The sequence below is a fragment of the Streptomyces cyanogenus genome (assembly GCF_017526105.1).
Taxonomy (GTDB): Bacteria; Actinomycetota; Actinomycetes; order Streptomycetales; family Streptomycetaceae; genus Streptomyces; species Streptomyces cyanogenus.
The window spans coordinates 1,607,797-1,629,706 of the sequence record NZ_CP071839.1 but is presented as its reverse complement, the minus strand read 5'-3'; the positions used below and the strand labels follow the sequence as shown (position 1 = coordinate 1,629,706).

General features: G+C 73.8%; 22 protein-coding genes and 1 pseudogene. 14 read left to right on the top strand and 9 right to left on the bottom strand.

The genetic code is table 11. The features are described 5' to 3' along the window. Positions 1–2 precede the first annotated feature (2 nt). Positions 3–305, bottom strand: a pseudogene (locus tag S1361_RS07235) (EamA family transporter); the annotation flags it as partial. A gap of 23 nt (positions 306–328) precedes the next feature. Then, a complete protein-coding gene (locus S1361_RS07230; RefSeq protein WP_208031015.1) occupies positions 329–1,186 on the bottom strand; it encodes an EamA family transporter in 858 nt (285 codons plus the stop codon). A gap of 109 nt (positions 1,187–1,295) precedes the next feature. Between S1361_RS07230 and S1361_RS07225 the strand changes: the two genes are divergently transcribed. Further along, positions 1,296–1,868 carry a helix-turn-helix domain-containing protein gene (locus S1361_RS07225; protein ID WP_208031014.1) on the top strand — a complete coding sequence of 191 codons (573 nt, stop codon included), beginning with the start codon at positions 1,296–1,298 and terminating at the stop codon, positions 1,866–1,868. A gap of 43 nt (positions 1,869–1,911) precedes the next feature. Next, positions 1,912–2,472, top strand: a complete 561-nt coding sequence (locus S1361_RS07220; protein WP_208031013.1) for a YbaK/EbsC family protein — start codon at positions 1,912–1,914, stop codon at positions 2,470–2,472. A gap of 176 nt (positions 2,473–2,648) precedes the next feature. On the opposite strand, the gene S1361_RS07215 is transcribed toward S1361_RS07220, so the two are convergent. Then, on the bottom strand, positions 2,649–3,677 hold the full coding sequence (locus tag S1361_RS07215) for a cation diffusion facilitator family transporter (protein WP_208031012.1): 1,029 nt from the start codon (positions 3,675–3,677) through the stop codon (positions 2,649–2,651). 58 nt (positions 3,678–3,735) lie between these two features. Here S1361_RS07215 and S1361_RS07210 point away from each other — a divergent pair, with 58 nt between their 5' ends. Continuing rightward, the gene (locus S1361_RS07210; protein WP_243769111.1) at positions 3,736–4,101 is read left to right on the top strand and encodes an ArsR/SmtB family transcription factor; all 366 of its coding nucleotides are present in this window, start codon (positions 3,736–3,738) and stop codon (positions 4,099–4,101) included. A gap of 16 nt (positions 4,102–4,117) precedes the next feature. On the opposite strand, the gene S1361_RS07205 is transcribed toward S1361_RS07210, so the two are convergent. The 3 genes from S1361_RS07205 to S1361_RS07195 form a co-directional block, all read right to left on the bottom strand. Next, the gene (locus S1361_RS07205; RefSeq protein WP_208031011.1) at positions 4,118–5,338 is read right to left on the bottom strand and encodes a 4-hydroxybenzoate 3-monooxygenase; all 1,221 of its coding nucleotides are present in this window, start codon (positions 5,336–5,338) and stop codon (positions 4,118–4,120) included. A gap of 63 nt (positions 5,339–5,401) precedes the next feature. Continuing rightward, positions 5,402–7,036, bottom strand: coding sequence for an APC family permease (locus tag S1361_RS07200; protein WP_208031010.1), 1,635 nt, complete (start codon positions 7,034–7,036; stop codon positions 5,402–5,404). A gap of 199 nt (positions 7,037–7,235) precedes the next feature. After that, on the bottom strand, positions 7,236–7,646 hold the full coding sequence (locus S1361_RS07195; RefSeq protein ID WP_208031009.1) for a CoA-binding protein: 411 nt from the start codon (positions 7,644–7,646) through the stop codon (positions 7,236–7,238). A 142-nt stretch (positions 7,647–7,788) separates the two neighbouring features. Between S1361_RS07195 and S1361_RS39050 the strand changes: the two genes are divergently transcribed. The 5 genes from S1361_RS39050 to S1361_RS07165 all read left to right on the top strand — a co-directional run bounded on the left by S1361_RS39050 (position 7,789) and on the right by S1361_RS07165 (position 14,208). Beyond that, a complete protein-coding gene (locus S1361_RS39050) occupies positions 7,789–8,754 on the top strand; it encodes a hypothetical protein (protein WP_243769110.1) in 966 nt (321 codons plus the stop codon). Next, positions 8,751–9,287, top strand: a complete 537-nt coding sequence (locus S1361_RS07180; RefSeq protein WP_208031008.1) for a SixA phosphatase family protein — start codon at positions 8,751–8,753, stop codon at positions 9,285–9,287. The genes S1361_RS39050 and S1361_RS07180 overlap by 4 nt, the downstream gene beginning before the upstream one ends. Before the next feature lie 38 nt (positions 9,288–9,325). Continuing rightward, positions 9,326–9,952: a YigZ family protein gene (locus S1361_RS07175; protein WP_208031007.1), complete on the top strand. Its 627-nt coding sequence runs from the start codon at positions 9,326–9,328 to the stop codon at positions 9,950–9,952. Between the two features lie 105 nt (positions 9,953–10,057). Beyond that, complete coding sequence (locus S1361_RS07170; protein ID WP_208031006.1) at positions 10,058–11,221, top strand: exonuclease SbcCD subunit D; 1,164 nt, start codon at positions 10,058–10,060, stop codon at positions 11,219–11,221. Beyond that, complete coding sequence (locus S1361_RS07165) at positions 11,218–14,208, top strand: AAA family ATPase (protein WP_208031005.1); 2,991 nt, start codon at positions 11,218–11,220, stop codon at positions 14,206–14,208. Before S1361_RS07170 ends, S1361_RS07165 begins: the two co-directional genes overlap by 4 nt. Positions 14,209–14,394: 186 nt before the next feature. On the opposite strand, the gene S1361_RS07160 is transcribed toward S1361_RS07165, so the two are convergent. Continuing rightward, on the bottom strand, positions 14,395–14,982 hold the full coding sequence (locus S1361_RS07160) for an ArsR/SmtB family transcription factor (protein ID WP_208031004.1): 588 nt from the start codon (positions 14,980–14,982) through the stop codon (positions 14,395–14,397). 118 nt (positions 14,983–15,100) lie between these two features. Between S1361_RS07160 and S1361_RS07155 the strand changes: the two genes are divergently transcribed. Beyond that, positions 15,101–16,048: a DUF2218 domain-containing protein gene (locus S1361_RS07155; RefSeq protein WP_208031003.1), complete on the top strand. Its 948-nt coding sequence runs from the start codon at positions 15,101–15,103 to the stop codon at positions 16,046–16,048. Between the two features lie 191 nt (positions 16,049–16,239). Here the strand turns inward: S1361_RS07155 and S1361_RS07150 are convergent, their stop codons facing one another. Beyond that, positions 16,240–16,686 (bottom strand): Lrp/AsnC family transcriptional regulator, encoded by a 447-nt coding sequence (locus tag S1361_RS07150; RefSeq protein ID WP_208031002.1) that lies wholly within the window; start codon positions 16,684–16,686, stop codon positions 16,240–16,242. Between the two features lie 94 nt (positions 16,687–16,780). Here S1361_RS07150 and S1361_RS07145 point away from each other — a divergent pair, with 94 nt between their 5' ends. The 5 genes from S1361_RS07145 (at position 16,781) to S1361_RS07125 (ending at position 20,484) form a co-directional block, all read left to right on the top strand. Then, a complete protein-coding gene (locus S1361_RS07145; protein ID WP_208031001.1) occupies positions 16,781–17,257 on the top strand; it encodes a rhodanese-like domain-containing protein in 477 nt (158 codons plus the stop codon). A 78-nt stretch (positions 17,258–17,335) separates the two neighbouring features. Then, positions 17,336–17,836 carry a GNAT family N-acetyltransferase gene (locus tag S1361_RS07140; RefSeq protein WP_208031000.1) on the top strand — a complete coding sequence of 167 codons (501 nt, stop codon included), beginning with the start codon at positions 17,336–17,338 and terminating at the stop codon, positions 17,834–17,836. A gap of 163 nt (positions 17,837–17,999) precedes the next feature. Then, positions 18,000–18,629 (top strand): histidine phosphatase family protein, encoded by a 630-nt coding sequence (locus S1361_RS07135; protein WP_208030999.1) that lies wholly within the window; start codon positions 18,000–18,002, stop codon positions 18,627–18,629. A gap of 104 nt (positions 18,630–18,733) precedes the next feature. Continuing rightward, entirely contained in the window at positions 18,734–19,387 is a 654-nt protein-coding gene (locus tag S1361_RS07130; protein WP_208030998.1) for a response regulator, read from the top strand. Beyond that, complete coding sequence (locus tag S1361_RS07125) at positions 19,384–20,484, top strand: sensor histidine kinase (protein ID WP_208030997.1); 1,101 nt, start codon at positions 19,384–19,386, stop codon at positions 20,482–20,484. Before S1361_RS07130 ends, S1361_RS07125 begins: the two co-directional genes overlap by 4 nt. A 168-nt stretch (positions 20,485–20,652) precedes the next feature. On the opposite strand, the gene S1361_RS07120 is transcribed toward S1361_RS07125, so the two are convergent. Further along, positions 20,653–21,891, bottom strand: coding sequence for a cytochrome P450 (locus tag S1361_RS07120; RefSeq protein WP_208030996.1), 1,239 nt, complete (start codon positions 21,889–21,891; stop codon positions 20,653–20,655). Positions 21,892–21,910: the final 19 nt, after the last annotated feature.

The window sequence follows — 21,910 nt, the reverse complement described above, 5'->3', positions numbered from 1 at the left end:
GCTCAGCCGGTGGCCAGCAGCAGTGTGCCCAGCAGGGCCAGCCCGGCCCCCGCTGCCTGGACGGCGCGCAGCCGCTCGCTCAGTACGCCGCGCGCGGCCAGTGCGGTCACCACCGGATACAGCGAGGCGAGCACGGCCGCGACGGTGACCGGGCCGCTGCGGGCGGCGATCGCGTAGGTGCCGTTGGCCGCCACGTCGGCCAGTCCGACGAAGGCCAGCGCGGGCAGCGAGGCCCACGGGAAGCCGCCTTCGGGCAGGGCGGCACCGCCACGCCGCACGGAGACGGCGAGCGCGGCCCCGCCCAAGACCGAGGGCTGACGCGGGCCGCTCAGCCGGTGGCCAGCAGCAGTGTGCCCAGCAGGGCCAGCCCGGCCCCCGCTGCCTGGACGGCGCGCAGCCGCTCGCTCAGTACGCCGCGCGCGGCCAGCGCGGTCACCACCGGATACAGCGAGGCGAGCACGGCCGCGACGGTGACCGGGCCGCTGCGGGCGGCGATCGCGTAGGTGCCGTTGGCCGCCACGTCGGCCAGTCCGACGAAGGCCAGCGCGGGCAGCGAGGCCCACGGGAAGCCGCCTTCGGGCAGGGCGGCACCGCCACGCCGCACGGAGACGGCGAGCGCGGCCCCGCCCACCGCGATGTTCGTCAGCCGCTGCACGAACAGCGCGAGGAACAGGCCGGTCAGATCGGTCGAGGCCTCCGTGATCAGTGCGAACACCGTGCCGAAGCCGAGCGCCGCGACCAGCGTGAGCAGCACCGCGCGCCGCTGCACGGCCGCGCCCCGCAGCTGCGGGCCGCCGGCGAGGACGACCCCGGTGACGGCGACCACGATGCCCGCGGCCTGGAGCAGCCCCGGCCGCTCGCCGAGGACGAGACCGACGCCGACGGGCACGGCGACGCTCAGGGTGGCGAGCGGCGAGACCACGCCCATGGGGCCGAGCGCGAGCGCCTTGTAGAAGGAGAGCAGGGCCACCGGCCCGACCAGACCCGCGGCGAACGCGAACCACAGCCGGGGCCCGGCCTCGCTCCAGCCGCCGGTGGCGAGCACGATCGCGCCCAGGACGGCCGCCGCGACGGCCTGCGAGACGACCACGACCGTCAGCGCCGGGGTCCGTCGTGTCAGCAGCCCGCCGCCGAAGTCGGCCAGCCCCCACAGCAGACTGGTGGTCAGGGCGAAGAATGCTGTCACGGCCGGCCTCGCAGTACAGTTCGGTGAACGCTCAGGTGCACCTCACCGTAGTTCAGCTCGCTGAACTGTGCCATCCAGAATATTGAACTTCCCGGATATTGGACGCAACGTGTCGGACCTCGAACTCCTGACCCAGTCCCTGGCGCGCAACGTCAGGCACTGGCGCTCGGTGCGCGGCTTCACGCTGGACGTGCTCGCCGCCCGGGCCGGTGTCAGCCGCGGCATGCTCATCCAGATCGAGCAGGCCCGCACCAACCCCAGCCTCGGCACGGTCGTCAAGATCGGCGACGCCCTCGGGGTCAGCGTCACCACGCTCCTCGACTACGAGCAGGGCCCCAGGGTCCGCGTGGTCCCCGCCGAACGCGCCGTACGGCTCTGGCACACCGAGGCCGGCAGCTACAACCGGCTGCTCGCCGGCACGGAGGCGCCCGGACCGCTGGAGATGTGGGACTGGCGGCTGATGCCGGGGGAGAGCAGCCCCTCCGAGCCGCACCCCGGCGGCACCGTCGAACTGGTCCACGTCACCGCGGGCGAGCTGACGCTCACCGTGGACGGCGAGGAGTACCGCGTCCCGGCCGGTGCGAGCGTCTCCTTCGAGGCCGGCGTCCCGCACCGGTACGGCAATCGGGGCGAGGAGCCGATGGAGATGGTGATGGCCGTGTCCGTGCCGCCCGTGCCCTGAGACACCGGTACGGCGGGGCGGCGGCCCTTGTTAGCGTGCGGCCATGCGCGCACCCATCGGAGACTTCGACGCCGCCACCCCCGCCCCGGACTGCCTGGACGAGCTGACCGCCCCGGTCGCCGACGCCGTACGCCACTGGCAGGGCGCGGTCCCGGCCGACCGGATCCTGTACGTCGACACCGAGCCGCAGTGGGCCGACACGGCCGTCTTCGTGGAGCACTACGGCCGGGACCTGCTGGAGCAGTCGGCGAACTGCGTGGTGGTCGCGGGCAAGCGGGCCGGCGGGACCACACTGGCCGGCTGCGTGGTGCCGTCCACCGCCCGGGTCGACGTCAACGGGGCCGTACGCCGCAGGCTGGGCGCCCGCAAGGCCTCCTTCGCCTCGATGGAGACGGCGACCGGCGAGACCGGCATGGAGTACGGCGGCATCACCCCGCTCGGACTGCCCACCGGCTGGCCGGTCCTGGTGGACTCCGCCGTCGTCGACCTGCCCTACGTCCTGATCGGCAGCGGACGCCGGCGCGGCAAACTCCTGGTGCCCGGCAAGGCCCTCGCCGAACTGCCCGGCGCGGTCGTCCTGGAGGGGCTGGGCGTCACCGCCTGAGCCAGGGGCTTCCGTTCGGATCGGGGCGGATCGGGCCGGCTCAGAGGGCGGGTCCGGTGCCGTGCGCCGCGAGGCGCTGCAGGGCGCCGGGGCGGAACCATGGCAGCCGGCGACAACGCGGCGAGGCGTGGCACCAGGGCCCGCGAGCCCGGCATGATCCGGGCGGACGACCCCGGCTAGGCCGCCGTGTGGTGGGCGAGCGCACGATGCGGGTCCGCCTCTCCCGGCACGGGTGCAGGATCGGCGTGCACCAGGGCGGCCGTCAGCCGCGGTACGGCGTGCAGCAGGGCATGCTCGGCAGCGACGGCGATCGCGTGCGCCTGCCGGAGCGTCGCCTCGCCGTCCACCACCACCGCGAGTTCGGCCCGCAGCCGGTGCCCGATCCAGCGCAGCCGCAGCTCGCCCACCCCGCGCACGCCCGGCACCGCGCGCACCGCCCGCTCGGCCCGGTCCACCAGCGCCGGGTCGACGGCGTCCAGCACCCGCCGGAACACCTCCCGCGCCGCGTCCCGCAGCACCAGCACGATGGCGGCCGTGATCGCCAGCCCCACGACCGGGTCGGCCAGGTGCCACCCCAGCGCCGACCCGCCGGCGCCCAGCAGCACCGCCAGCGAGGTGAAGCCGTCGGTGCGGGCGTGCAGCCCGTCGGCGACGAGCGCGGCCGAACCGATCTCCCGGCCCACCCGGATCCGGTACCGGGCCACCCACTCGTTGCCGGCGAAGCCGAGCACCGCCGCCAGCGCGACCGCCGGCACGTGCGTGACCGGACGCGGCTCGACCAGCCGCCCGAACGCCGCCCACGCCGCGAAGGCGGCCGACGCGGCGACGGTCAGTACGATCACCAGGCCCGCGAGATCCTCGGCGCGGCCGTACCCGTAGGTGAACCGGCGGGTCGCCGCCCGCCGGCCCAGCACGAAGGCGATGCCGAGGGGGACGGCGGTCAGCGCGTCGGCCGCGTTGTGCACCGAGTCGCCGAGCAGCGCCACGGAGCCGGAGACGGCCACGACGAGCGCCTGCGCCAGCGCGGTGGCCCCCAGCACGGCCAGCGACACCCACAGCGCCCGCATGCCCCGCGCCGAGGACTCCAGCGCCGGGTCCAGCTTCTCGGCGGTCTCGTGGGAGTGGGGGGTGAGGAGGTGGGCGAGGCGGTGGGTGAGGCGGTGGCGCACGCCCGCGTGGTGGTGATGAGGATGCCGGTCGCTCACGTCGATCCCCTTCCGGTACGGAGTGGACGCACCGCGCCCACCGGACCATTATGTGCGTATGAGCGCACGCATGCACCTGTCACCTGCGCACCGTGCGCACGAGCGCAGCCCGGGCGAGGAGCAGTTCGCGCTCGCCGCCGAGCTGCTCGCCCTGCTGGGCGACCGCACCCGGCTGGCGCTGCTGCACACCCTGGCCGGCGGCGAGGCCGACGTCGGCACGCTCACCGAGGCGTGCGGCGCCGCCCGCCCGGCCGTCAGCCAGCACCTGGCCAGGCTGCGGCTGGCCGGACTGGTGGACACCCGCAAGGAGGGCCGCCGGGTGGTCTACTCGCTCCGCTCCGGGCATGTGCGGCGGCTGGTCGAGGAGGCCCTGAGGACGGCCGACCACCGCCTCGCCGAACGGGGCGGCCCGGCGGCGGGCTGACCGGTTCGGGACGGGTTCAGAACGCCTCGGCCGTCCCGAGGTACTGCTCGGCGAAGGCGGCAGCCGCCGCGGGCGAGGTGAACAGCCGGCGCAGACGGGCCAGCGTGGTGCCCGCACGGTAGGGGTCTCCGTGGGAGGTGCCGTGGTAGATCTCGGAGAGCCACTCCGAGAACTCCTGGTAGTCCCACACCCGGCGCAGACAGGCGTCCGAGTAGCCGTCCAGGCCCGCCGGGTCGTCCTTGGTCAGATACGCGGCCAGGGCGTCGCCGAGCAGGAACGCGTCGTTCAGCGCCAGGTTCATGCCCTTCGCGGCGATCGGCGCGACGAGGTGCGCGGCGTCGCCGGCCAGGAAGAGCCGGCCGAACACCATGGGCTCGACGACGTAGTTGTGCATGTCCAGTACCCGCTTCTCCAGCAGCCGCCCCTCCGTCAGCGGCGGCCGGCCCGCCGCCCCCAGGCGCCGTTGGAGCTGGTCCCAGACGCGCTCGTGCGACCAGGCGTCCGGGTCGTCGCCGGGCGGGCACTGCAGGTAGTAGCGGGTCATCTCGGCACTGCGGGGCATGTGCCCGGCGAACCCGTCGGCGTGCATGCCGAACAGCACGTGGCCGGAGGACGGCGGTGCCTCGGCCAGCAGGGCCAGCCAGCCGATGCCGTAGTCGTGCCGGGAGATCCGCGCCCGCGGCGGCAGCGCGGCCCGGCCGGCCCCCCGCGCCCCGTCGCAGCCGGCGACGAAGTCGCAGTGCACCAGCACCCGTTCACCGCTGTCCGGGTCGGTGTAGGAGACGGCGGGCCGGTCCGAGTCCAGGTCGTGCAGGCGTACGTCGCGCACCCCGAAGCGGATCTCGCCACCGCGCACGTCGGCGTACTCGCGCACCAGGTCGGTCACCAGCAGCGGCTGCGGGTAGACCCAGTGGTGACGCCCCGTCAGTTCCGTGTAGGCGAAGCGGTAGCCGTCCCCGCCGAAGCGGAACTCGCAGGCGGAGTGCCGCTCGGCGCGCTCCAACAGGCTGCCGGCCAGACCGCGTCGTTCCAGACCGCGTACGGCCCACTCCTCGATGACGCCGGCGCGGGGCCGCTGCTCGATGAACGCCCTGCTCTCGGTCTCCAGGACCAGGCAGTCGACACCGGCCGCCCGCAGGATGTTCCCGACGGTCAGGCCGGCCGGTCCGGCGCCCACGACGACGACCGGACAGCGGGCGGCGGCGGGGGAGTCGAGGTGGGGGGAGGGAGACGTCACGCGAGCATTATGACGGTGTCCCGTCAGCCAGGCCGACGGGACACCGGGTGAGGCGGGGACGGGTCAGTGCGCGGGCGCCTCCGTCACCACGACCTCGTCGATGCTGCGCTCGATCGCCTCGGGCTTCGAGGCGACGGCCCGGGCCCAGTAGTAGATGCCGACCGAGAAGGCCGCCACGACCAGGATGTCCCACCACAGCGGGATGGTGCCCCGGCCGCCGAAGGTGCCCAGCCAGGAGATCAGGCCCAGGCCCAGCAGGTAACCGGGCAGCCACTGCGCGGCCTTGAAGTCCATGCGGGGCGCGTCCGGCTTCCCCGTGGCCGTGGCGTACCAGGCGTAGGAGCCCAGCAGCAGGTAGCCGAGCAGGATCGCGAAGCCCAGCCGCCACAGGGTGTCCCAGCCGGCCCAGTAGATGATCAGGTTGGCCACCACGAAGGACAGCGGCGAGATGACCTTGCCGCCGGGCAGCCGGTAGGGGCGCTCGTGGTGCGGCAGGCGGTCGGCGAAGACGCCGTAGGCCAGCGGGGCGCCCGCGTACATCAGCACGCTCGCCGAGGTGATGAAGCCGACCAGCTCCTGCCAGCTCGGGAAGGGCAGGAAGCAGATCACGCCGGTGACGAACGCCATGATGAGGCCGAACCACGGCACACCGCGCTTGTCGGTCTTGGCGAAGGCCTTCGGCGCGTAGCCGTTCTTGGCCAGGCCGAAGGAGACGCGCGAGGTGGCGGTGGTGTAGATCAGGCCGGTGCCGCCGGGCGAGATGATCGCGTCGACGTAGAGCACCCAGCCCAGCCAGCCCAGGCCCACCAGGGTCGCCAGGCCCGCCCACGGACCGCTGATGCCGGGGAAGTCCAGCTTGGCCCAGCCGTGCGCGAAGGAGGTGTGCGGCAGCGCGGCGATGAACACGACCTGGAGCAGGATGTAGATCGCGGCGCCGATCGCGACCGAGCCGAGGGTCGCCCGCGGCAGGTCACGCTTCGGGTTCCGGCTCTCGCCCGCCAGCTGGATCGCCTGCTCGAAGCCGAGCAGCGCGAAGATGATGCCGCTGGAGCTGATGGCGCCGAGGATGCCCTGGGCGCCGAAGGGGGCGAAGCCCTCCGAGGTGAAGTTGCTCGCGTGGAAGTTGGTCGCGGCGATGATGAAGATCGCTCCGAGCGGGACGGCGATCTTCCACCAGGTGGCGGCGCTGTTGGTGTGGGCCAGAGCGCGGACGCCGAAGAAGTTGACGCCGACGAAGACCGCCATCAGGGCGACGGCCGTGATGAAACCGCTGGTCGTCAGCGTTCCGTCGGCGTGCTGAAGGCCCTGGGCCCACTTCCAGTGACCGGCGTAGCCGATCATGGCCTCGACCTCGATCGGGGCCACGGTGGCCGCCTGGAGCCAGGCGAACCAGCCGAAGGACATGCCGGCCAGGCCGCCGAACGCGTAGTGCGGGTAGCGGGCGGTGCCGCCCGCCACCGGGAACATGCCGCCGAGCTCGGCGTGGACGAGCGCCAGCAGCACGATCGCCACCGTGCCGATCACCCACGAGATGATCGCCGCGGGGCCGGCCACGACGACGGCCTTCTCGGCGCCGTACAGCCAGCCGGAGCCGATGATGGAGCCGACGGAGGCCCACATCAGACCTATCAGTCCGACATCTCGGCGCAGACCGCCGGACTCCAGCTTGGCCTGTGGCAGGGCGTCGACTTTCGCCATGTCAAGTGGCCTCTCAGTTCATGAACGCAGGATTAACGAGCAATGAGGCCACAGGCTAGGAAGTCGGTGCGCGCCGAAGAAAGACTGTTTCCCAAAACTTGACCCAGGATCTTGTCCGTCTTGGTCACAGTCTTTGTACAGCTCAGACCGGCCCCAGGAATGTCAATATTCAGCGGAGAATTGTGATGAAGGAGAGTAGTCACGCGGTCAGGCGGGGAATTTCGATCGCCGGGCACCGGTCCATGACCATGTGCAGGCCCGCCGCACGGGTGCGTTCGTAGGCCGCCACGTCGACGACCCCGAGCTGGAACCACACCGCCTGCGCGCCCCGGGCCGCGGCCTCGTCGGCCACCGCACCGGCCAGCGCGCTGTTGACGAAGACGTCCACCACGTCCACGTCGAAGGGGATGTCCGCGAGGGAGGCGTAGCCCCGCTCCCCGTGCACGGTCTCGGCCTTCGGGTGCACCGGCACGATCCGCTTGCCGAACCGCTGGAGCACCTGGGCCACCCCGTAGGCGGCCCGGCTCCGGTTCGAGGACAGGCCGACCACCGCCCAGGTGTCGCCCAGCTCGGTCAGGATCCTGCGGATGGTCGCCTCGTCGCCGTACATCGGCCGCCTCCTCGGGCTGCGGGGAACTGTGTGTCCGGGCAACAGCGTCCCGGCGGGTGCGGATTCCCGCCGTACCCCGGCACGCTGTCCGGAATCGGTGCAAGCCGCTGCATACGGCCGCTCGTCCGCCTACGCTCAGCCCGTGTTGCGCATCATCGACGCCCGAACCGGTGAGCCCGTCGCCGCCGCGCCCGCCCGCCGCGGCCTGACCCGCATCGAGGCCCATGCCCGGCGTCTCGACCCGACGGCCCTGCGGGTGCTGCTCACCGCCGACCTGCTCGTCCGCGCCCTGGAACTGGCCGGCACCCCCGTCTGGACGATCCTCACGTCCCCCCGCGAGCACCCCGAACTCCGTACCGCCGCCACCCGCCTGGCCATCCGCCCCTTCGAGGACGCCCACGACCTCGCCTCGGGCCTGGGCGAGTCCCAGGCCATCCATGTGGCGCAACGGGGCACCGAGAACGCGATGGGGGAGGGGCCGGTGGTCTCCGTGGAGGCGGTGGAGTGGGTCGGGACGGGCCAGCCGGCGGCGATGCCGGGGGAGGGAGCGGCGGGGCCGGGTGCACCGGGGGAGGGTGGCGGCGGGGAGGCCGGGCGCGCGGGTGGCGCGGCCGAGGCGGGGTGGCCTGGTGCCGGTGCCGGTGCCGGTGCCGGTGATGGTGCCGGTGATGGTGCTGGTGTCGGCGTCGGTGGGCGGTTCCCCTTCGATGGGGTGGCGGACGTGGCGGCGGATCCCGCTCGCCGTTTCCCGCTCGCGCCGCTGCTCTCCGATCCCTCCGCCCTCAGGCTCGCCCTGCTCTCCGTCCCGCGGAGCGAACCCCTGCGGCTGGACCCGGCCGGGCTGGAGGACGCCGCCCGGCGTCTGGCCCGATGGCGGCGGGCCGTCGCCGGCTGGGCGCGGAGGCCCTCGCGGCCGGTCCCCGGCGAGGTACGGGAACGGTTGCGCGCCGCCTGGGAGGACGACCTGGACCTGCCCGCGGTGCTCGGCGTCCTGCGTGACGTGGAGAACACGCCCGGTGTCGCGGACGGCGCCCGCTTCGAGACGTTCGCGTACGCCGACCGGTTGCTCGCCCTCGATCTCGCACGTGACCTCGGGAGCCCGGCGTGAGCGGGCCGGCCGGGCACGCGCGGCGGCTGGTGGTGTTGCGGCACGCCAAGTCCGCGTGGCCCGAGGGCGTCGGCGATCACCGCAGGCCGCTCGCGCCGCGCGGCCTGCGGGACGCGCCCGCCGCCGGTCGTGCCCTCGCCGCCGCTTCGCTGCCCGACGTCGCCCTGTGCTCCACCGCCGTACGCGCCCGCCGTACCTGGGAGCTGGCCTCCGCCGAGTGGGCCACCCCGCCGCCGGTGCGCTACGACCCGCGACTGTACGGGGCCGGCGTGCCGGAGCTGCTGGAGGTGGTGCACGAGGTACCGGCGCAGGTGCGGACGCTCCTGTTGATCGGGCACAACCCCGGTCTGGAGGACCTGGTGCTGACGCTGGCCGAGGACGGCCTCGACGACACCCTGGAGCGGGTCCGCACGAAGTTCCCGACCTCCGCGTTCGCCGTGCTCACCTGGCACGGCACCGGCTGGCCGGACCTCGGCCCCGGCGGCGCCCTGCTCACCTCGTTCACGGTCCCGCGCGGCAAGAAGCGGAGCTAGCCGGGGGGTGGGTCCGTGCGCTCGCATAGGCTGGCGGGATGCAGGACGAGTACCGCACAGTCGCCCGCGCGGGCGTGCACGAGACCGAGATCAACCGCTCCCGCTTCCTGTGCGCCCTCGCCCCGGCCTCCACCGAGCAGGAGGCCCAGGACTTCATCGCCGCCGTGCGCAAGGAGCACGCCGACGCCACCCACAACTGCTGGGCCTACGTCATCGGCGCCGACGCCTCCGTACAGAAGGCCAGCGACGACGGCGAACCGGGCGGCACCGCCGGCGTGCCCATGCTGCAGATGCTGCTGCGCCGCGACATGCGGTACGTCGTGGCCGTCGTCACCCGCTACTACGGCGGCGTCAAGCTCGGCGCCGGTGGACTGATCCGCGCCTACGGCGGCTCGGTCGGCGAGGCCCTGGACGCGCTCGGCACCCTCACCCGGCGCCGCTTCCGGCTGGCCACGGTGACCGTCGACCACCAGCGCGCGGGCAAGGTCCAGAACGACCTGCGCGCCACCGGCCGCGAGGTGCGCGACGTCCGCTACGGTGAGGCCGTCACCCTGGAGATCGGCCTGCCGGACGCCGACGTGGACGCGTTCCGCGGCTGGCTCGCCGATGTGACGGCGGGCACGGCACGCTTCGAACTCGGCGGCGAAGCCTACGGAGACGCCTGACGATTGCCGTGAATCGGGCATAACGCGCCTATGGTGAGCGGGTCGTGACGGCGATACGGGAGCAACCGCCCGTGATGTCAGACCCGGCCGTTAGTCTCGGGGCTCATGAGACTGCTGCACACGTCCGACTGGCACCTCGGCCGGGCCTTCCACCGGGTGAACCTGCTCGGGGCCCAGGCCGAGTTCATCGGTCACCTCGTCTCCACCGTGCGTGAGCGCGAGGTCGACGCGGTGGTCGTGTCGGGCGACGTGTACGACCGCGCGGTGCCGCCGCTCGCCGCGGTCGAGCTGTTCGACGACGCCCTGCACCGTCTCGCGGACCTCGGCGTGCCCACCGTGATGATCTCCGGCAACCACGACTCGGCCCGCCGCCTCGGCGTCGGCGCCGGACTCATCGGCCGCGCCGGCATCCACCTGCGCACCGAACCGGCCGCCGCCGGTACCCCGGTCGTACTCCGGGACGCCCACGGGGACGTCGCCTTCTACGGCCTGCCGTACCTCGAACCGGCCCTGGTGAAGGACGAGTTCGGCGTCGACAGGGCCGGCCACGAGGCCGTGCTCGGCGCCGCCATGGACCGCGTCCGCGCGGACCTCGCCACGCGCGCGCGGGGCACGCGTTCCGTCGTCCTCGCCCACGCCTTCGTCACCGGCGGCCAGGCCAGCGACAGCGAGCGGGACATCACCGTCGGCGGAGTGGCCGCCGTACCGGCCGGAGTCTTCGACGGCGTCGACTATGTCGCGCTGGGGCATCTGCACGGCTGCCAGACCATCACCGAGCGCGTGCGCTACTCCGGCTCGCCGCTCGCCTACTCCTTCTCCGAGGCCGGCCACCGCAAGAGCATGTGGCTGATCGACCTGGGCGCGGACGGCACGGTCACCGCCGAACGCGTCGACTGCCCGGTGCCCCGCCCGCTCGCCCGCCTCCGCGGCACCCTGGACGACCTCCTCGCCGACCCGGCGCTGACCCGCCACGAGGACGCCTGGGTCGAGGCCACCCTCACCGACCCGGTCCGCCCGGCCGACCCCATGGCCAGGCTCACCGAGCGTTTCCCGCACACCCTCAGCCTGGTCTTCGCCCCCGAACGGGCCGAGGACGACCCCCGGCTGTCGTACGCCCGGCGCCTCGCGGGCCGCAGCGACCAGCAGATCGCCCAGGACTTCGTCGCCCATGTCCGCGGCACCGGGCCCGACGAGCACGAGGCGGCCGTCCTGCGCGAGGCGTTCGACGCCGTACGCGCCGACCACGCCGTGCGGGAGGTGGCCCGGTGAGGCTGCACCGGCTCGACATCACCGCCTTCGGGCCCTTCGGCGGCGCCCAGAGCGTCGACTTCGACGCGCTGTCCACCGCCGGGCTGTTCCTGCTGCACGGCCCCACCGGCGCCGGCAAGACCTCCGTCCTGGACGCCGTCTGCTACGCCCTCTACGGCTCCGTCCCCGGCGCCCGGCAGAGCAGCCAGGGCATGCACCTGCGCAGCGACCACGCCCAGCCGGGCACCCGCACCGAGGTCCGCCTCGAACTCACCGTCGCCGGACGCCGGCTGGAGATCACCCGCCGGCCCCCGTGGGAGCGGCCCAAGCTGCGCGGCAAGGGCATGACGGTCGACAAGGCCCAGACCTGGCTGCGCGAGTACGACGCCCGGGCCGGCGCCTGGAAGGACCTCAGCCGCTCCCACCAGGAGACCGGCACCGAGATGGAGCAGCTGCTCGGCATGAGCCGCGAGCAGTTCTGCCAGGTCGTCCTGCTGCCCCAGGGCGACTTCGCCCGCTTCCTGCGCGCCGACGCCGAGGCCCGCGGCAGGCTCCTCGGCCGCCTCTTCGACACCCAGCGCTTCACCGACGTCGAGAAACGCCTCGCCGAACGCCGGCGCGCCACCGAGGCACGCGTGCGTGAGGGCGACACGGCGCTGCTCGCCGACGCCCACCGCATGCAGCAGGAGGCCGGCGACGCCATGGAGCTGCCCGAGCTGGCCCCCGGCGACCCGGGCCTGGCCGAGGCCGTCCTCGGCGCCGCCGCCGTCGCCCGCAGCACCGCCCGGGAACGCCTCACCGTCGCCCGCTGCCGGCTCTCCGCCGCCGAAGCCGCCCACGACACGGCCCGGCACGCCCTGGAGGAGGCACGCGAACTCGCCCGGCTCCAGGGCAGGTTCACCGAGGCCCGGCAGCGCGCCGAGCGCCTCAGGGAACGGGCCGGCGCCCACCGCGAGGCACAGCAGCGCATGGAGCGGGCCCGCAAGGCGGAGGCCGTCGCCCCCGCGCTGGAGCTGCGGGAGGCCGCCGAGACGGAACACCGCCGGGCCGCCGCGGCCGAGGCACGGGCGCGCGCCCTGCTCCCCGACTCCCACGCCGGCGCCGGCGCGAGCGGACTCGCCGCCGCCGCCCGCCGGGCCGCCGAGGAACTGGGCGGCCTGGACGCGGCCCGGCGCGCCGAACGGCGACTCGCCGAACTCGCCGAGGAGCGCGCCGGACTCGACCGGCAGGAACGCGCCGACGACGACGTCCTGCGCGAGGCCGACGCCTGGCTCGCCGACTGGGACACCACCCGCGCCGCCCTCCAGACCCGCGTCGACTCCGCCCGGGAGGCCGCCACCCGCGCCGAACAGCTCGCCGTCCAGCGCGCCCCCATGCAGCGGCGGCTCGACGCGGCCCGCACGCGGGACCGGCTCGCCGCCGACCTGGAACAGGCCCGGCAGCGCGCGCGTGACTCCGAGCAGCGCGCCCTCGACGCCCGCACCCACTGGCTGGACCGCAAGGAACAGCGCCTGAACGGCATCGCCGCCGAACTGGCCGCCCACCTCGCCGACGGCCGGCCCTGCGCGGTGTGCGGAGCCACCGAACACCCCGCCCCGGCCCGCAAGGTCGCCGGACACGTCGACCGTGAGACCGAGGACCGCGCCCTCGCCGCGTACCAGCGGGCCGAGGACGCGCACACCGAGGACGAACGGCGCCTCGGCGAGGTCCGCGAGGCCCTGGCCGCGGCCACCGCCGAGGCCGGCGACACGCCCACCGACCGGCTCGCCGCCGAGGCCGGTGAACTGGAGCAGGAGTACGCCCGCGCCCGCCGCGAGGCCTCCGCCCTGCACGCCGCCCAGGAGGAGCTGCGGCGCGCCGAGCAGGAACGCGAGCAGCGGCTCGCCGACCGCCAGCAGGCCGCCGTACGAGCCGCCTCCCGGCTCACCCGGCGGGACACCCTGGAGCGCGAACAGGCCGTGCTGGAGGCCGAGTTGGCGCAGGCGCGAGGGGCGGCCGGCAGCGTGGCCGCGCGTGCCGCGCAGCTGGAGCGGCAGGCGGCACGGTTCACCGACGCCGCCGACGCCGTACGCGCCGCCGAGGACGCCGCCCAGCGGCTGAAGGACGCCGACGCCCGGCTCGCCGACGCCGCCTACCGGGCCGGCTTCGACACCCCGCAGGCCGCGGCCGAAGCCCTGCTGGACCCAGCCGCCCACCGCGAACTCCAGCACCGCCTGGACGCCTGGCAGCAGGAGGAGTCCGCGGTCCGCGCGGTCCTTGCCGAGCCCGGCACCGCGGCCGCCGCCCAGCAGCCGCCCGCCGAGCCGGCCGCGGCCGAGCGCGCGGCGGCCGGCGCGGAACGGCGGCTGCGCGAGGCCGCCTCCGCGCGTGACGCCGCCGCCCGCTGCTGCACCGAGCTGGACCGCCTCTCCGCCCGCGCCGCCGAGGCCGTACGCCGACTGGGCCCGCTGCGCGAGGAGCACGACCGGGTGGCCCGGCTCGCCGCCCTCACCGCGGGCACCTCCGCCGACAACGAGCGCCGGATGCGCCTGGAGTCGTACGTCCTGGCGGCCCGGCTGGAACAGGTCGCCGCCGCCGCGACCGTGCGCCTCCAGCGCATGTCGTCCGGCCGCTACACCCTCGTCCACTCCGACGACCGCACCGGGCGCGGCAGGAGCGGGCTCGGCCTGCACGTGGTCGACGCCTGGACCGGACGGGAACGGGACACCGCCACCCTGTCCGGCGGCGAGACCTTCTTCGCCTCCCTCGCGCTCGCCCTCGGCCTCGCCGACGTCGTCACCGACGAGGCGGGCGGCGTCCGCCTGGACACCCTCTTCATCGACGAGGGCTTCGGCAGTCTCGACGACCAGACCCTGGACGAGGTCCTCGACGTCCTCGACTCCCTCCGCGAACGCGACCGCAGCGTCGGCATCGTCAGCCACGTCCCCGACCTGCGCCGCCGGATCCACGCCCAACTGGAGGTCGTCAAAGGCAGATCGGGGTCGGTGCTGCGGCAGCGGGGTGCCTGACCGATACCGGTACCGGCGAGGGCGTGACCGTGGCCGGTGAGCCGCCGGTTGTCATCAAGCACGAGTGGACGGGGCTGCCACGGCGCTTCCCCGTTCTCGTCGGGCAATCCCATACGGAACCCCTCATTCCCGCTTCACGCCGGCTGCTGCCGATCGCCGAAGTCCGGGAGGCCGTACGACGCACGCTCATGACCCGTCGTCGGGCGGCAGGCTGGGCACGTCGGCCCGGAAGAGGCTGACCAGCAACCCGTACGGCTCGCCCCGCCCGGGAGTGGTCGGGTGCGGCTCCTCGGCCATCGCGTGCAACCGGGCCTCGAGCGCGTGCGCCTCGGAGTCGGTGAGCCAGAGGTGGCGCAGCGTGGTGTGCGAGGGCTGGTCGGGCCGGCTGGGCAGCATCTCGCCCAGCGCGGCGTTGATCAGGAACTCCGGCCCGACCGCGGCGTCCTGGTCCAGCCGGAAGCCCCGGCTGACCAGCGCGAAGTACTGCTCGGTGCCGCCGCGCACCTGGCGGGTCTCGGCCAGTCGGACCAGTCCGGCCTCGCGCAGCACGCGCACGTGGTAGCCGACGGTGCCCTTGCTCATCTCCAGCACCTCGGCGAGCTGGCGCAGCGTCGCGGCGCGCTGGCGCAACACGTTGACCATCCGGTGGCGCACCGGGTGCCCGAGGGCCTTGAACTGCTCCGCCGAGCGGAGCACGAGGTGGTCCGTCTCGTCACGGAGCCCCTCGTCCTGGCCGGCCTGACCCGCCTGCACCGGAACCTGCTCTTCCGCCATGGCGAAAGTGTCCACGATTCCAAACGCTTTGACAACCGCGTCGGGTCGGCCGCAGAATCTCCACCGGAAAGCGACGAGAAATCTCGTCGCTTAATTCTGGGATCACCCAAGGAGCCCGATGCCCCTCGCCACGGCACGTGTCACAACCGACCGCCCCGCCCGCTACGTCAAGCAGCTCGTCTCGCACATGGGCCACAAGGTCACCGCCACCCTCGCCTCCGACGGCCGCGGCACGATCACGGTCGCCGCCGGGAGCTGCACCCTCACGCCCACGCCGGACCGGCTGGAGCTGACCGCCACCGCGGTCGACGCCGAGTCGCTGACCCGGGTCCAGGACGTCATCACCCGTCATCTGGTGCGCTTCGCCACCCGGGAAGAGCTCTCCGTCGAGTGGTCCACCCCCATCGACGGCGGCGACCTGGAGCCCACCGCTCCCGTCGTCGAGGACTACCTGCTCAGCCACCACACGCCGACCGACCCTGTCCTCGGCGAGCTGGCCGTCGCCACCCGTGAGGCCGCCGCCGACGCCGCGCACATGCAGATCTCCTCCGACGAGGGCGCCCTGCTCACGATGCTGACCCGGTTGACAGGCGCCGGCTTCGCGGTTGAGGTCGGCGTCTTCACCGGCTACTCGACCCTCTGCATCGCCCGCGGCCTGACCGACGGCGGGCGTCTGCTCGCCTGCGACGTCAGCGAGGAATGGACCGCGATCGGCCGACCGTACTGGGAGCGCGCGGGCGTCGCCGACCGGATCGACCTGCGCATCGCCCCCGCGCTGGAGACACTGCGCGCACTCGGTCCCGAGCCGGTCATCGACATCGCGTTCATCGACGCCGACAAGGACAACTACCCGGCGTACTACGAGGAGATCGTGACCCGGCTGCGCCCCGGCGGACTGGTGGTGCTGGACAACGTCTTCCTCGGCGGGCGCGTCCTCGACCCCGCATACCAGGAGGACCGCTACCTGGCGATGCGGCACCTGAACGACCTGATCGCGGCCGACGAGCGAGTGGACGCGGTGATGCTGCCGGTGCGCGACGGGCTGACGATCGCGCGCCGCCGCTGACGCACACGGTGCGGGGAGATGCCGGAAGCCCTGTGTAACCGTCGCTGCGAGCGCCGACGGGGAAGACCGCAAGGAACGGGGACCGGCTGCAGAAGAACCGCATGCGGTGACAGCGCGCCGTCTGCCTGACGCACCGGGCGAGCCGCATGTGAGGTGGCGCTTCGCCAGGTCGGTCGGATCCGGCCGGCGGCCTAGCGGCCCAGCGGGCGGCGGGACAGTGGGGAGGAGTACACCACGCTGGTCGTCACCGAACCGAGCGCGCCGATCTTCCCGGAGACCTCCTCCAGGTGGGACATGGACCGCGCGGTGACCTTGATGACGAAGCAGTCGTCGCCGGTGACGTGGTGCGCCTCCAGGATCTCGGGCGTCGCCGCGACCAGGTCGTGGAAGGGCTTGTAGTTGCCGTTGGGGTAGCGCAGCCGTACGAACGCCAGGATCGGCAGGCCCAGCCGCTCGGGGTCGACCACCGCCGCGTATCCCTGGATCACGCCCGCCTCCTCCAGTCGCCGGACCCGCTCGGTGACGGCGCTCGGCGACATCGACACGGCGCGCGCCAGCTCGGCGTAACTGGCCCGTCCGTCGCGCTGGAGGACCTCGAGGATGCGCCAGTCGGTGGCGTCCGGGGAATACACGGTCATCCCGGATGGATAGCAGGGGAATCCCCGGCCGGGCAAGGGAAAGCCCGGGGATCGTCTCTTCAGGGGCGGGCCCACGAATCGTAGATTTCCCGTCATGATCGACACGACTTCAGCGAACCCCGTCCTGCGCGTCGCCCCCGCCGCTCCCGCCGACGCCGCCGCCTACTTCCGCGCGAGCCTCGCCTTCCACGCCGACGTCTCCGATGTCGCCGCCGCGCTCGCGGCCGGCGGCGACCCCGGATTCGTCGTCGTGGACTCCCGCTCCACCGAGTCCTGGGACCAGGGCCACCTTCCCGGCGCGATCCACCTGCCGACCGCGCTCATCCCCGAGCAGGCCGAACAGCTCCTCGACAAGGACGTGCCGGTGGTGACGTACTGCTGGGGCCCCGGCTGCAACGGCGCCACCCGCGCCGCGCTCGCCCTCACCACACTCGGCTACCGGGTCAAGGAGATGCTCGGCGGCTTCGAGTACTGGGCACGGGAGGGCTTCGCCTACGAGACCTGGCAGGGCCCGGCGCGCCGGGACGCCGATCCGCTGACGGCGCCCGTCGACGGCGACTGCGGCTGCTGAGGCGACGCCCCGGGCGGCGCGGCACCCGGTCGCAGGAACGCACGTGGTATCGGCACCCCGTCCGGGTAGAGTCGGGCAGTGCCCGAGCTGAAGCGGCTGCACGCCAGCCACGCCCCCGCGGTCCTGGCCTTCGAGCTGGCGAACCGCGCGTACTTCGCCGCCTCGGTCCCCGACCGCGGCGACGAGTACTTCGACCGGTTCACCGACCGGTACAACGCCCTGCTGGCCGAGCAGGAGGCCGGTACCTGCGCCTTCTACGTCCTCGTCGGCGAGGACGGCGCGGTACTCGGCCGGTTCAACCTGCTCAACATCGGCAACCGCACCGCGGAACTCGGCTACCGGGTCGCCGAGCACGTCGCCGGCCGCGGCGTGGCCACCGAGACGGTCCGGGAGCTGTGCCGGCTGGCGGCGCAGCGGTACGGACTGCGCACCCTGCGGGCGGCCACCACCCACCGGAACGCCGCGTCCCACAGGGTGCTGACCAAGTCGGGTTTCATCCCGATCGGCCCGGCCGACCCGGCCGACCTCGGCGGCCAGCCGGGCACCTGGTACCAGTGCGACCTGGTGCTCCTGTCGTAACGCGCCGCGACCCGTCCCGCACGACGCAAGTCCCGCCGACCGGCGGGGGTGGTCCGGCCACCTGCTGGAGGTAGAAGGGGCGGCTTTCCTGGAATGTGGTGTCCGAGGGGAAACCTCTCCGCCCGGCGGAGCGGCGTCCCCGATCGGAGAAGGAGGTCGGACGGTGACGGTGCGACTGACGATGCTCTGCGCAACCGCCGCGGACGGCGGCCACGACCGGGTCTTCGGGGACGGCGCCCCCGGCCCGAGTGTGACAGCGGCCCTCGCGCCGTACGCCCTGGCCCTCCGGGGCCCCTCCGCCCGCTGCGCGCGGACCGCCGAGGCCCTCGGGATCGACGCCACGCCCGAGCCCGCCCTGCGCGACCTGGACCACGGTGCCTGGGAAGGCCGCTCACGCGCCGGCATCGCGGCCGAGGACCCGCACGGCCTCTCCGTCTGGCTGACGGATCCCGACGCCGCACCGCACGGGGGCGAGTCGGTCCGCCGGCTGTGCCGGCGGACAGCCGACTGGCTGAGCGCCCTGCCCGCCGGCACGGGGCCCTTGCTCGTGATCGCCGACGAGTCCGTGGTCAGGGCCGCCCTGGTCCACGCCCTGTCCCTGCCCGCCCGCTCGTTCCGGCACCTTGAGGTGCCGTCCGCGGTCACGCTGACGCTGCGCGACGGCCGGTGGAACGTCCGGCTCGGCGCGCCGACGATCCCCCGGCGCGGGCAGCCGGCCGACGGCTCCGGGACCGTCGCGGTGCTGACCATGCCGGCCATCCGCCGGCACCTGTGCCTCTCGGGACGGCCATGACGGGACCGGGCCGGCTCGCGAGCGCGTGACCACGGCGCCCGGCGGCGAAGCGGCCCCGGGCGTGGTACGAATCGGACAGTGGTTCCGTCGAGGCTGGAGCGCACGTGATCCGGGTACTGGTGGTCGACGACGAAGCCCTGATCCGCATGGGTTTCCAGCGCATCCTCGCCGCCGCCGACGGCATCGAGGTGGTCGGGGCGGTGTCCGGCGCCCAGGCCCTGCGGACGGTGCGCGAGCAGCGCCCCGACGTGGTGCTGCTGGACATCCGCATGCCGGACGTGGACGGGCTCACCGTGCTGGGCGACATCCGCCGGCTGCCGGATCCGCCGGTGGTGGCCATGCTGACCACGTTCGACATGGACGAGTACGTGGAGACGGCACTGCGCTCGGGCGCCGCCGGCTTCCTCCTCAAGGACACCGACCCCGAGGCGCTGCCGCTGGCGGTGCAGAGCCTGGCCCGCGGCGGCACCGTGCTCTCGCCCAAGGTCACCCGAACGGTGGTGGACGGCTATCTGAGCGCCGGGCCGCAGGAGCGCCCGCCCAAGGCGCTCGAACGGCTGACCGGCCGGGAGCGCGAGGTCCTCGTCCTCATCGCCGAGGGCCTGTCGAACGCCGACATCGCGACCCGGATGCACCTGAGCACCGGCACGGTCAAGGACCACGTGAGTGCGATCCTCACCAAGCTGGAGGTCAGCGGCAGGGTCCAGGCCGCCCTCTTCGCCCAGCGGGCCGGACTGCTCACGGAGGAGACCGGATGACCCGCCGCCCGCCCCCGCTGCTGACGGACGGCGCGGTCGTGGCCATGGCCCTCCTCGACGTATGGGCCCACTGGGACATCGACGAACCGTTGCGGATGGCCTGCGGCCTGGGCGCCGCCGTCGTGCTGCTGCTGCGCCGGCGGCAGCCGGTGCTCACCTACCTCCTCACCCTCCCGGCCGTCCTGCTGTCCGACGCCGTCGTCGCCTGCCTGGCCGCGCTGTACACGCTCGCCTCGCTCAGCCGCCCCCGGGCGCTGCTGCTCCTGTACGTCCTCGCCTTCGCGGTCAGCGACACGATGTCCCTGCCGGCACCGGAACTCGACACGACCGACACCCGGAAGCTGATCGCCTTCGGCTACAGCGCCGCCACCGCGGCCGCCGCCGTCTTCCTCGGCCAGCTCGTGCGGACCCGGCGCGACCTGTCGCTGAAACTGACCGAGATCTCGGAGGCGCGGGACCACCAGCAGCTGCTCACCGCCCAGGCCGTCCTGGCCAAGGAGCGCGCACAGCTGGCGCGGGAGATGCACGACGTCGTCTCCCACCAGGTCAGCCTGATCGCCGTGCGGGCCGGAGCGCTCCAGGTCGGCGCGCGTGACGCCGACACCAAGGACGCAGCGGCGACGATCCGGCGGCTGAGCGTGCAGACGCTGGACGAGCTGCGGCACATGGTCGGCGTGCTGCGTGCCTCGGGCGGCCATCCGACGGAGCTGACCCCGCAGCCGGCGCTCGCCGACATCCGGCGGCTGGCCGACAACTGCGGCATCGAGACCCGGCTGCGGATGGAGCTGCCCGAGGGGCTTCCGGCGACCGTCCAGCGCGCGATCTACCGCACCGTCCAGGAGGCGCTGACCAACACCCGCAAACACGCCCCCGGCGCCACCGCGAACATCGACCTGCTGCACGCCAACGGTTCGGTCCGCGTCAGGATCACCAACACCGCACCGACCCAGCCGCCCCTCCCGCTGCCCGGTGCGCACCACGGCTTGATCGGTCTGCGCCAGCGCGCCGAACTCCTCGGCGGCACCATGACCTCGGGCCCGACGGAGGACGGCGGCTACGAGGTCTGCGTGGTACTGCCGGCGAACCTCACGGGGTGAGCGGCCCGCGGCCCACGGCCACTGGCCGGCCCGGGGCACCGGCCGACCGCCGCCACCGCCCGACCGTGCGCCACTGCCGGCTGGCCGCGCGCCAGCAGCCGGCCCTTGCCCCGGCCGGCCGGGACCTCGGCCGACCGCGTGCCACCCCGGCCCCCATGCCCCACGTGCTCAGCGCAGCCCGTCGAAGGCGACCTCCAGATGCCGGGGACCGCGCAGCACGGCGTTCTGCCGGTACGGCGGCGGGTCCTCGACCAGGCGCGGATTCTCCAGCCGCCGGGCCAGCTCCGACAGGGCAAGCTGGGTCTCCAGCCGGGCCAGCGGCGCCCCGAAGCAGCTGTGGATGCCGCTGCCGAACCCCAGGTGCTGGATGTCTTCGCGGTCCGGGTCGAACCGCTCGGGGTCCTTGAACCGCTCCGGGTCCCGGTTGCCCGCGGCGAGCACCAGCCAGATCCGCGAGCCCTTGGGGATCGTGACCCCGCGCACCTCGATGTCGGCGATGCACGTGCGCTGCGGCACCAGCTGCACCGGCGGTTCGTACCGCAGCAGCTCCTCCACGATGTTGACCGACAGGGCCGGGTCCGCCCGCAGCCGCTGGAGGACGTCCGGGTGGCGCAGCAGCGTGAGCATGCCGTTGGTGATCAGGTTGACCGTCGTCTCGTGCCCGGCGATCAGCAGCAGCACCGCGGTGCTGAGCACCTCCATCATGGTCATGGAGCCGGCCGGGCCCCGGCTGTCGACCAGGTCGGACAACAGGTCGTCCTGCGGTTCCTTGGCACGCTGCTCGGCCAGTCCGGCCAGGTACATGCCGAGCTGCATCCGGGCTTCCTGCGCTTTCTTCCGGAAGCCGTCGTCCGCGTTCTCCCGCACCTCCGGGTCCAGGCTCGCGACCAGCGGATCGACCCAGGCCCGGAACCGCGGCTCGTCCTCCCGGGGCACCCCGAGCAGCCGGCAGATCACCGTGACCGGGAACGGGTAGGCGAACTGGTCGACCAGGTCGATCCGCTGCGCGTCCCCGAAGCCGTCGATCAGCTGGGTGACGATCTCCCGCATCTCACCCCGCAGGCCGTCGATCCGCCGCGGCCGGTGCGGCGGCCCGAACGCGCTGTTCGCGATGCGCCGCAGCCGGTCGTGCTCGGGCGGGTCGAGGCGCAGGAACGACGGCGGCAGCCCTCCCGTCTCCTCCGCCTGGCCCAGCTCGTCCGCCCCGGCGGCGGTCAGGTTGGCGGCGTCGGAGCTGATCCGCGGATCGTGGAGGAGCGCCTTGATGTCGTAGTAGGAACTGACGAGGAACGGGCCGCCCTCCTCCTCGTGGAGCACCGGTGTCCGGCGGAGTTCCGCGTACAGCGGATAGGGGTTGGCGCGGTTGGCGAAGTCGGTGATCTGGCGCAACATCGAGGCGTGCGGCATGGCGGGTCCTTGGAGCGTG

Excerpts from the sequence above, each read along its gene's own strand:
- S1361_RS07220 (WP_208031013.1), top strand. The coding sequence starts at position 1,912 with ATGCGCGCACCCATCGGAGACTTCGACGCCGCCACCCCCGCCCCGGAC.
- S1361_RS07210 (WP_243769111.1), top strand. The coding sequence starts at position 3,736 with ATGAGCGCACGCATGCACCTGTCACCTGCGCACCGTGCGCACGAGCGC.
- S1361_RS07200 (WP_208031010.1), bottom strand. The coding sequence starts at position 7,036 with ATGGCGAAAGTCGACGCCCTGCCACAGGCCAAGCTGGAGTCCGGCGGT.
- S1361_RS07195 (WP_208031009.1), bottom strand. The coding sequence starts at position 7,646 with ATGTACGGCGACGAGGCGACCATCCGCAGGATCCTGACCGAGCTGGGC.
- S1361_RS07175 (WP_208031007.1), top strand. The coding sequence starts at position 9,326 with ATGCAGGACGAGTACCGCACAGTCGCCCGCGCGGGCGTGCACGAGACC.
- S1361_RS07170 (WP_208031006.1), top strand. The coding sequence starts at position 10,058 with ATGAGACTGCTGCACACGTCCGACTGGCACCTCGGCCGGGCCTTCCAC.
- S1361_RS07160 (WP_208031004.1), bottom strand. The coding sequence starts at position 14,982 with ATGGCGGAAGAGCAGGTTCCGGTGCAGGCGGGTCAGGCCGGCCAGGAC.
- S1361_RS07155 (WP_208031003.1), top strand. The coding sequence starts at position 15,101 with ATGCCCCTCGCCACGGCACGTGTCACAACCGACCGCCCCGCCCGCTAC.
- S1361_RS07150 (WP_208031002.1), bottom strand. The coding sequence starts at position 16,686 with ATGACCGTGTATTCCCCGGACGCCACCGACTGGCGCATCCTCGAGGTC.
- S1361_RS07145 (WP_208031001.1), top strand. The coding sequence starts at position 16,781 with ATGATCGACACGACTTCAGCGAACCCCGTCCTGCGCGTCGCCCCCGCC.
- S1361_RS07125 (WP_208030997.1), top strand. The coding sequence starts at position 19,384 with ATGACCCGCCGCCCGCCCCCGCTGCTGACGGACGGCGCGGTCGTGGCC.
- S1361_RS07120 (WP_208030996.1), bottom strand. The coding sequence starts at position 21,891 with ATGCCGCACGCCTCGATGTTGCGCCAGATCACCGACTTCGCCAACCGC.